This window comes from Mesorhizobium sp. BR1-1-6 (assembly GCF_020165355.1).
Taxonomy (GTDB): Bacteria; Pseudomonadota; Alphaproteobacteria; order Rhizobiales; family Rhizobiaceae; genus Mesorhizobium.
Genome location: NZ_JAIUHZ010000002.1, coordinates 500082 through 507330 on the forward strand (window position 1 = coordinate 500082; position 7249 = coordinate 507330).

At 59.6% G+C, this 7249-nt stretch carries 14 protein-coding genes and 5 pseudogenes; 11 read left to right on the plus strand and 8 right to left on the minus strand.

Annotation, left to right across the window (positions count from 1 at the left end; genetic code table 11):
- Positions 1-5 precede the first annotated feature (5 nt).
- Positions 6-218 carry a hypothetical protein gene (locus tag LB545_RS07830; protein WP_224704840.1) on the minus strand — a complete coding sequence of 71 codons (213 nt, stop codon included), beginning with the start codon at positions 216-218 and terminating at the stop codon, positions 6-8.
- 53 nt (positions 219-271) lie between these two features.
- Between LB545_RS07830 and LB545_RS07835 the strand changes: the two genes are divergently transcribed.
- The 5 genes from LB545_RS07835 to LB545_RS07860 all read left to right on the plus strand — a co-directional run bounded on the left by LB545_RS07835 (position 272) and on the right by LB545_RS07860 (position 2302).
- A complete protein-coding gene (locus tag LB545_RS07835; RefSeq protein ID WP_224704841.1) occupies positions 272-763 on the plus strand; it encodes a carboxypeptidase in 492 nt (163 codons plus the stop codon).
- Between the two features lies 1 nt (position 764).
- The gene (locus LB545_RS07840) at positions 765-1103 is read left to right on the plus strand and encodes a hypothetical protein (RefSeq protein ID WP_224704842.1); all 339 of its coding nucleotides are present in this window, start codon (positions 765-767) and stop codon (positions 1101-1103) included.
- A 2-nt stretch (positions 1104-1105) separates the two neighbouring features.
- Positions 1106-1477 (plus strand): hypothetical protein, encoded by a 372-nt coding sequence (locus tag LB545_RS07845; RefSeq protein WP_224704843.1) that lies wholly within the window; start codon positions 1106-1108, stop codon positions 1475-1477.
- A 234-nt stretch (positions 1478-1711) separates the two neighbouring features.
- On the plus strand, positions 1712-1867 hold the full coding sequence (locus LB545_RS07855; RefSeq protein WP_224704845.1) for a DUF3309 family protein: 156 nt from the start codon (positions 1712-1714) through the stop codon (positions 1865-1867).
- Between the two features lie 63 nt (positions 1868-1930).
- Positions 1931-2302 carry a DUF1515 family protein gene (locus LB545_RS07860; RefSeq protein ID WP_224704847.1) on the plus strand — a complete coding sequence of 124 codons (372 nt, stop codon included), beginning with the start codon at positions 1931-1933 and terminating at the stop codon, positions 2300-2302.
- Positions 2303-2304: 2 nt separating this feature from the next.
- Here the strand turns inward: LB545_RS07860 and LB545_RS07865 are convergent, their stop codons facing one another.
- Positions 2305-2499 (minus strand): hypothetical protein, encoded by a 195-nt coding sequence (locus LB545_RS07865; RefSeq protein ID WP_224704849.1) that lies wholly within the window; start codon positions 2497-2499, stop codon positions 2305-2307.
- Positions 2500-2613: 114 nt separating this feature from the next.
- Between LB545_RS07865 and LB545_RS07870 the strand changes: the two genes are divergently transcribed.
- Positions 2614-3474, plus strand: coding sequence for an RNA ligase family protein (locus LB545_RS07870; protein WP_224704851.1), 861 nt, complete (start codon positions 2614-2616; stop codon positions 3472-3474).
- Positions 3475-3587: 113 nt separating this feature from the next.
- Positions 3588-3758, plus strand: coding sequence for a hypothetical protein (locus tag LB545_RS07875; protein WP_224704853.1), 171 nt, complete (start codon positions 3588-3590; stop codon positions 3756-3758).
- Between the two features lie 293 nt (positions 3759-4051).
- Here LB545_RS07875 and LB545_RS07880 read toward each other — a convergent pair.
- The 5 genes and pseudogenes from LB545_RS07880 to LB545_RS07890 all read right to left on the minus strand — a co-directional run.
- A pseudogene (locus LB545_RS07880) lies at positions 4052-4252 on the minus strand (tyrosine-type recombinase/integrase); the annotation flags it as partial.
- A 9-nt stretch (positions 4253-4261) separates the two neighbouring features.
- Positions 4262-4363: pseudogene (locus LB545_RS30965) on the minus strand (hypothetical protein); the annotation flags it as partial.
- Entirely contained in the window at positions 4338-4463 is a 126-nt protein-coding gene (locus LB545_RS30765; RefSeq protein WP_246679089.1) for a multiubiquitin domain-containing protein, read from the minus strand. The gene LB545_RS30765 and the pseudogene LB545_RS30965, both read right to left, overlap by 26 nt.
- Positions 4448-4609: a multiubiquitin domain-containing protein gene (locus LB545_RS30770; protein ID WP_246679088.1), complete on the minus strand. Its 162-nt coding sequence runs from the start codon at positions 4607-4609 to the stop codon at positions 4448-4450. Before LB545_RS30770 ends, LB545_RS30765 begins: the two co-directional genes overlap by 16 nt.
- Positions 4610-4635: 26 nt before the next feature.
- Positions 4636-4857, minus strand: a complete 222-nt coding sequence (locus tag LB545_RS07890) for a DUF2188 domain-containing protein (RefSeq protein ID WP_140495891.1) — start codon at positions 4855-4857, stop codon at positions 4636-4638.
- A 31-nt stretch (positions 4858-4888) separates the two neighbouring features.
- Here LB545_RS07890 and LB545_RS07895 point away from each other — a divergent pair.
- Positions 4889-4987: pseudogene (locus tag LB545_RS07895) on the plus strand (DUF488 family protein); the annotation flags it as partial.
- 332 nt (positions 4988-5319) lie between these two features.
- On the opposite strand, the gene LB545_RS07900 reads toward LB545_RS07895, so the two are convergent.
- The gene (locus LB545_RS07900; protein WP_224655859.1) at positions 5320-5889 is read right to left on the minus strand and encodes an EF-hand domain-containing protein; all 570 of its coding nucleotides are present in this window, start codon (positions 5887-5889) and stop codon (positions 5320-5322) included.
- A gap of 177 nt (positions 5890-6066) precedes the next feature.
- Between LB545_RS07900 and LB545_RS07905 the strand changes: the two are divergent.
- From LB545_RS07905 to LB545_RS07915, 3 genes and pseudogenes are all read left to right on the plus strand, one after another.
- Positions 6067-6253, plus strand: a pseudogene (locus tag LB545_RS07905) (serine/threonine protein kinase); the annotation flags it as partial.
- Between the two features lie 178 nt (positions 6254-6431).
- A complete protein-coding gene (locus LB545_RS07910) occupies positions 6432-6758 on the plus strand; it encodes a low affinity iron permease family protein (RefSeq protein ID WP_140499798.1) in 327 nt (108 codons plus the stop codon).
- A 93-nt stretch (positions 6759-6851) separates the two neighbouring features.
- Positions 6852-7249: pseudogene (locus tag LB545_RS07915) on the plus strand (cardiolipin synthase B); the annotation flags it as partial.

A 7249-nucleotide genomic window follows, 5' to 3' on the forward strand; every position in this document is an offset into this window, starting at 1 on the left:
CGCCCCTAATCCCCAGCCCGAAACCAGTTCGTCCGGCCGCTGACGAACTCCGTCACCCGTATCCATTCGCCTGATTTCGGCTCCCGACCCAGCCCGGGAGTAACAGGACCAAGGCTCTCCGCCGCTTCATCCATGCTGCCGGCCTGAACGTCGGTGCGCATGACAGCCTTGCCGCCGCGCATCGTCTCGACCGTGTATCTGACCTTGATATCCCCCATCGGCCCCTCCCGGCGCCAACCATAGCCAATCATCATCTCAGAGGTAAACCCCAATGGACCTGTCCCTTGGCTGCACCCGCTTGCTCATTGACGAGAGCAAGCGGCAGGGCCTTTTGCGCAACCAATGCGCCTATGTGCTGGCGACCGCCTTCTGGGAGACGGCGCACACCATGCGCCCAGTGGTTGAGGCCTACTGGCTTTCTGAAGCCTGGCGCAAAAAGAACCTCCGCTATTACCCGTGGCACGGGCGAGGCTTCGTGCAGCTCACCTGGGAGGCGAACTACATCAGGGCCGAAAAGGAAACGGGCTCGCCGGTCCACCAAAACCCGCAACTGGCGCTCGATCCAAACGTGGCCGCGACGATTGCCGTTACCGGAATGCGGGAAGGCTGGTTTACCGGACGCGATCTGGACGATTTCATCGACCTACAGCATTCGGATTTCAAGGGCGCGCGGGCAATCATCAATGGCCGGGACAAGGATGACGAGATCGCTGCGATAGCCCGCCAGTATGACGCCGACCTGAAGCGGGAAGGCTATAACTGACATGCTCAGCAGCCAGGCATCTTGGACGATCCGCCGCCGGATCATCATTCTCACGCTCTTCTGGTGCGGCGTGCTGGTGACCTACCTTTCCGTATGGGGCCGTGACATCCAGCTTTCCGAGACATCGGTCAATGGGCTGCTCCTGCTCATGGCCTCCGTCATCGGCTCGTACGTCTTCGGGGCAACTTGGGACCACAATTCCCAGCGCAAAGCCGAAGTCGATGCAATGGCGGTCGGGGCTGGCATCCCGCCAACACAGCAGGGCGGGGCAACGGTTGTCCAGCAGAACAATCCTGTCGCGCCTACCGGGCCGGCCATGCCGCCGCCCCCAGGAGAATAGTCATGGCAGCGATTCTCTACATGCTCCTGGGTGGCGTAGGCGGGGCGCTGAGGCTCGCTGCCGGCGTCGCCGCTGGTGTTGGTCTCGCTTACCTCACAATCGTTCCCTTGGAGCGCGCTGACGCCCGCAGGGGCTATGTGCAGGAAGATCGCGCCATCTCTGCCGAGGCAAAGCTCGCCGAAGTCCAGCGACAGGTCTCCGCTGGCCAAGTCGTGATCGCCTCATATCAGGAAATCCTCAAGAACGCCCGCGCAAAGGATGCCGCAGATGATGCCCAATTCGCCAAGGACCGCAAGGAGTTCGAAGCCAAGCTCGCTGCCGCTGGTCGTAGCTGCGGTCTTGATTCCGGGGATCTTGACTGGCTGTCAAAGTGACGCCCTGAACAAGGCTGCGACCGGCAAGGGCATTGCGGCGGCGCGCGTCACGCTGCCGGCGCTTCCTGACGATTGCCGCGCTCTGGAGTCCCACGCTGTGGCGGCTATCGGCGACGAGGTTCGGTCTGTCCTGAAAGCCGAGCGGCATCAACTCGACAAGGCCAACGCCAGAGTTACCCGGTGCGCCAATCACTACGATGCCGCCGCCAAAGCGCTCAAATAGGAGAAACTCCCATGCTCACCACAATCCTGATCGTCATCCTGATCCTGATCCTCATCGGAGCTTTGCCCGCGTGGCCACATTCGGCCGGTTGGGGGCCATATCCGTCGAGTGCTATCGGCCTGGTGCTGGTGATCGTCCTCATTCTGATGCTGCTCGGCCGCATCTGATCTTCGTGGCAGAGCATTGAAGGGCGGGGGTTGATGCCGACATCTGGAACCAAAAGCCTCGAAATGATGATCGGCGGCCTGCTGCAAGCGACACAGGACATGCAACGCGACATCACCGAGATCCGGCGCGATATCAAGGACAGCGATGCGCGCGCCGCCCTGAGCTACGAGCAATCGGAACAGCGCGCCGCGTCCAGCCGAGCCAAGATGTATCAGAAGACTGACGAGTTGGTGGAGCGCGTGAGCGCCACCGAAAGCGCGGTCAGCAAGCTCAATGCCGACATGACCAGCGTCAAGGAAGTTACAGCCGAAGTGACGCGTTGGAAATTGATGGGGCTTGGCGCCTTGGGCGTGACCGGCATGGCGGCCGCTGCCCTGGCTTCGCTCATCACTGCTTATTGGTCAGACATCTGGCGCGTGCTGCGAGGCGGCTGATCCTACGCCTTGATGCTCGGCGCCGGTGGCTTGACAGTCGTCTGCAATTGCAATCTCTCGACCGTGGCGACGATCGCGGCTGAAATCGCCTCCGCTTCGTCCAAGAGGGTCGGGCCATAGAGCCCGTTGACCATCTCTTCGCTGGGTAGCACGCCGGGCGGACAGTGCTCCTCGATCGTGCGCCTGATCAGCGTCAACGCGGCTCTTTCCTCAGGATCGTTCTTCATGAGGCAACGAACACGTCCCCGCGGTAAAAGTTCCGGAACCATTTTAGCTAAAGCTGATTGAATCGCCGTTCACGAGTCCTGTGCATGCGTTTGAAGTTCATCGAGCCGCTGATGCCGACCTTGGTTGAGAAGCCTCCCGAGGGCGACGACTGGATTCACGAGGTGAAGTTCGACGGCTACCGGTCCCAGATCATCAGGGATGAGACCGGCGTTCGCATCTTCACCCGCCGCGGGCTGGACTGGACGGCCAAATACCGCGACCTCGCCAAGACAGCCGCCAACCTCGAGGTGGAAAGCGCCATCATCGACGGAGAGATCATCGTGCTGAACGATGACGGGCTTTCCGATTTCGGCGCGCTGCGCAAGGCAATCACCAGCCGCCAGCACGACCTCTATTTCGTCGCCTTCGACTTGCTGCACCTCAATGGCCATGATCTGCGCGATATGCCTTTGGAGGACCGGCGCGAGATCCTTGCCGAGTTGATCCCCGAGGGCCAGCACATCCAGTTCAGCCAGGCGCTGCCCGGCGATGCCAAAGCGATCTTCCACCTGGTCGACAATGCCGGCTTGGAGGGCATGGTTTCGAAGCGGCGTGACAGCAAATACCGCAGCGGCACGTCGACCGCTTGGCTGAAGATCAAGGCTTATGCCGTCAGCGAGTTCGACTTGCTCGGCGTCGAGCGCGAGGCCGGCAAGCCCGCCTTCGCCCTGATGGCCGATCGCAAGACCGGGCAGTATGTCGGTTCTGCCTTCATCAATTCCAGCCGCGCGATCCGCGAGCGGCTATGGAAGCGGGTGCAAGAGCACGCAGGACCACCACCCAAGGGCATGAAGCGGCCGGCGACGCAATGGGTCAAGCCGGGCATTATCGGGCGCGTGAAGCACTTGCGCGGCGAGGAGGATTTGCGGCACGCTTCGTTGCAGGATTTTCGAGAGGAAGAGTAAGAGCGGCGATGGGAAAGGGCTGGACGGTTCAGACGTTGATAGACGGCAAGATGCATCTCCGGGCCTATTGCCACCGGTCGTCATGCAATCATAGCCAGGATCTGGACCTTGAGATGCTGAAAGACAAGCTCGGTCCAGATGCGCCGGCCATGGCGGATGACCTCATTCCCAAGCTGAGATGTGCCCGCTGCGGCGGCAAGGCAGTCGGGCTGATCTACTCGCCTGACCCGGACAAGGTTTCTGGCATGGGCCGAAGCCACTACGCGAAGGCCAAGGGTTTTTAGATCCAGCCCATCAACCATGCGATCCCCAGCATGAGGGCTCCAATCACGGCGAGGTAGGGCATCGAGCGAACGGTCATCGACCGAATCTTGGGTTGTCGGTGGTAGGCCGCTCTTCACGGGATGATGCGGAACGATACGGGAACATTAGTGTCTAACCGAGGCGAAGAAAAGCGCAGAATTGCGCGGTTCGTGCAGTCCCTCCGGGCCCACCATTATCGTTATTTATAGTGCGTTAAATGGTGGTTCGCCACGAGGTTGGCCAACAGGTTCGCCAAGCATGGTTTGCGCGTTACCAGCCTTACGACTCGGTCCATGCCCTGCACAGCCAAACGCACCTGCGACGCTTCCCGGGAATAGAGTTCGGCATGGTCGATATCGTCATGGCCGAGAACGTCCATCATCTGCCTGGTGGATGCTCCCGCCTCGGCGAGATAAACCCCGAGTGACTTCCTCAAACCGTGCAGTGTAAGGCCCTTCGGCAATCCGGCGAGAGCGAGGTACGGAACGTCCCGGACCACGAGGTGCAATGTGTCGACCCTCAGGGCGTAGCCCTTTTCAAGCAGTCGGCGGATGTCGTCGTTATGACTGGCCAGTTCGATTAACACTGAAGACCATTCCTTCCTTGACCTTCACGCTGCCACCCGGAGCCAGGATGCCTTCCGGCTTGTGACCGTCGCCGCGGGTGTAAGTTACCGAGTAGGTGATCTCGGGTGCTGCGGATAATCGGGATAAGCTAGTGTCACCACCTCGGCGTAGGTGATGGTGTCCTTCTTCGGGACCTCGTAGGGGCTGCCGTCAACAATGATGGTGACGGTCTTGTCCTTGCCCTTTTCGTTCTCCTGGGTCTGCATTTTAGGATATCCTTGTGTTGAAGCCGCTAACCGCGCGGCGGGAAGGGATCGTTGCCGTAAGAGTTCGAGTCGCGGATCTGCCCGTTGGGGCGATGGATCACCACCTCGCTGTGCTGGTTGATGGCGATGTCTCTTGCCGAGGCGACCGCACCGGCTTGGGTCGGATGAAGCGAAGTGGCGCGGTTATTGCCGGCGCCGAGCACCGCCCACTGACCGTCGCGAGGTACGACATGCTGATTTTTGCCCATGAAAGTCTCCGTTAAGGTTCGTTTGTCCGTCGGCAGGCAGCAGCGGTGCGCCATCATGTGCTCGGAAACGCTTTGGTGGCGCTGCCACAGGAGAATCGTCGCGAATTATCTGATCAGTCGTGGCGAGTCCGCGCCGCCGCGGCATCGGAGACGCGCAAGGTCGGGTGTGTGAGGCGGATGTTCGGCTTGCGCCGGGTTTTGTGCAGTCCTGCATTTGAATAGACGTGCTTTGCCTGCACCAGCCGCCCATCAGGGTGCGGAACTGAGCCAATTCATGAAACCTTGCTGGAAGCGCCGAGGCACTTCGGCCTCTGGCACGTTCCACGAATTGAAGAGACGCTTGCCTGCTTCGGGTCACTGCACGAGCATGCTCGCATCGGTGTGGAGGTCCGATCGACCAGCCGGGCATACTACCAACCGATGCTAGGGATAGCGTCCAAAAAAGCGCCTAAGTTCGAAGTGCTACTGCATCTCTCCACTTCCGCGACTATGTGAGAAGGATTCAATCTCCTCCAAGTCAATCCTGCCATCGCCGTTCTCGTCGACGACGTCAAATATCCTCCCGATCACATCCTGGATCTCGCTCTGCGAAAGTGCTCCATCGCCGTCGGCGTCCATTATCGCAAACATTATTTTCATCCTGGCCGCGTGCATCATGCGAGGCCCCATGCGATCAGGCTTTCGAGCTATCCTGTCCCCATCGTGCGGCCCTTGCCCTATGTCCCGGTGCCAATCTTGCCGATGCGGAGGCCTTTCTTCGGGGCCGCGATCTCCCTGCAGCTTGTCCTGTAACATCTCGTCCATCATCTGCCGCATCATCTCACGCGTCTGGTCTTCTGTCTGTTTGTTAGGGCCTGGCAGTGGTGTGGATCCAGACTGCTGCGGCGGCGGCTTAAGCTCCGGTGTCCCACTCGTCTGGGCCAGCGCCGGCAAGCTTAACATGACCAAAGCAGCGGCAGCTGCCGTCGTACCACATTGTACTTTCATCGGATTCTCCTTCCTTGAATGGCCATGCCAAACTTCGGCATTCACGGCCAAACTTGCTCCTCAGACTTTGGTTCCGGATGCAAGCTGCACAATAGAAGCTCAAATCGTGAGGTTCGGCAGCTGAAGTACGATGCAGCGATGTCGAGCGACAACATCTTCGGTCATTTGATGGGCCGCCTCGCTCACGGCTGCGGGGTACTCACCGTTTGGCGGGCGCCGACGACGCAAACCGCCGCCGAACTGGAAGCGATTGCATCTTCACACGGCTGGACGCCCGAACCCGTGTTGAGGAACTGTCGGCTTCGGAGACTGTCAGTGGCGCGGCCATCAGACGATTTCCAGACTGCCGACCTTCGCTTGGGTGAGACGCGTAAAGGCTATCGAACGCGCAATCGAGGAACACAAACCACGGTGATCGTTGCTGCCGAAATGGTGAGATAGAGAATGCTCGCAGGCTGCTCCTAAAAAGATGATCGAACGCCGCTTGGAATGGAACATGCGCTCCCACCACTGCTTGGCGCTCCGCCGGCATGCATTGTAGAGCTTGGCACAACGGGAACCTGCGTTGCAGTCGAAAGTTCTTGATGATGGCAAATCGCCCGATCACGAGCGTGCTCACCTCAATTGGCACGTTGACCTCTCGGCCGGCAGCATTCCTGGTGCTGCTGGCTTACGCGGCCCTTTGGCTATTTCTCGACAGGGCGAGTTTGAACTGGCACGGCGCGGCGACCCTGTTCACCTGGGCCATGACACTGTTCATTCAACGCGCAGAACATCGCGACACGCAGGCGATCCATGCCAAGCTGGATGAGATGTTGCGAACGAATAGCTCGGCATCGAACATCACCAGAATCGATGATGAGGAACCAGAGGAAATCGAAAAGCATCGCACTCGTAAACAGCAGGGCGATTGAGATGTGCCATGCGGACTCGCGGCGCTACGGGCGGGTGCGGACCCAGTGAGGTTTGGCGTAAACCGGGGGAGGCTGCTCAAGGGCCTCAAATACGTGGCCGTTGCCGTCATCGCCAGCCTGATCACTTTGCTGAGCATAAACTTGGCACCAGAGCCACGCATTTTGCGAACGCTTGTCCCGCACCGATTCGACGCGTCGGATCCCGAATTTGCAAGGAGCATGAGCAGTTATTCACAAGGACAGCTGTTCGATTCAAACGCGGTACAAACCCTTGTCAACGGAGATGAGATCTTTCCTTCGATGCTGCAGGCAATCCATGCGGCTCGGTCTACAATTGATTTCGAGACCTATATCTATTGGTCGGGGGTCGTCGGTTATGAGTTCGCGACCGCGTTGGCAACCAAAGCCCGGGAGGGTGTCGAGGTCCGTGTGCTCGTTGACTGGGTCGGCAGCCTGCCGTTCGATGAAGACCTGATCGAGATCATGACAAG

What these genes read in the sequence shown, in the direction of transcription:
- LB545_RS07830 (WP_224704840.1), bottom strand. Translation starts at nt 218, where the DNA reads ATGGGGGATATCAAGGTCAGATACACGGTCGAGACGATGCGCGGCGGC.
- LB545_RS07835 (WP_224704841.1), top strand. Translation starts at nt 272, where the DNA reads ATGGACCTGTCCCTTGGCTGCACCCGCTTGCTCATTGACGAGAGCAAG.
- LB545_RS07840 (WP_224704842.1), top strand. Translation starts at nt 765, where the DNA reads ATGCTCAGCAGCCAGGCATCTTGGACGATCCGCCGCCGGATCATCATT.
- LB545_RS07845 (WP_224704843.1), top strand. Translation starts at nt 1,106, where the DNA reads ATGGCAGCGATTCTCTACATGCTCCTGGGTGGCGTAGGCGGGGCGCTG.
- LB545_RS07855 (WP_224704845.1), top strand. Translation starts at nt 1,712, where the DNA reads ATGCTCACCACAATCCTGATCGTCATCCTGATCCTGATCCTCATCGGA.
- LB545_RS07860 (WP_224704847.1), top strand. Translation starts at nt 1,931, where the DNA reads ATGATGATCGGCGGCCTGCTGCAAGCGACACAGGACATGCAACGCGAC.
- LB545_RS07870 (WP_224704851.1), top strand. Translation starts at nt 2,614, where the DNA reads ATGCGTTTGAAGTTCATCGAGCCGCTGATGCCGACCTTGGTTGAGAAG.
- LB545_RS07875 (WP_224704853.1), top strand. Translation starts at nt 3,588, where the DNA reads ATGCTGAAAGACAAGCTCGGTCCAGATGCGCCGGCCATGGCGGATGAC.
- LB545_RS30770 (WP_246679088.1), bottom strand. Translation starts at nt 4,609, where the DNA reads ATGCAGACCCAGGAGAACGAAAAGGGCAAGGACAAGACCGTCACCATC.
- LB545_RS07890 (WP_140495891.1), bottom strand. Translation starts at nt 4,857, where the DNA reads ATGGGCAAAAATCAGCATGTCGTACCTCGCGACGGTCAGTGGGCGGTG.
- LB545_RS07910 (WP_140499798.1), top strand. Translation starts at nt 6,432, where the DNA reads ATGGCAAATCGCCCGATCACGAGCGTGCTCACCTCAATTGGCACGTTG.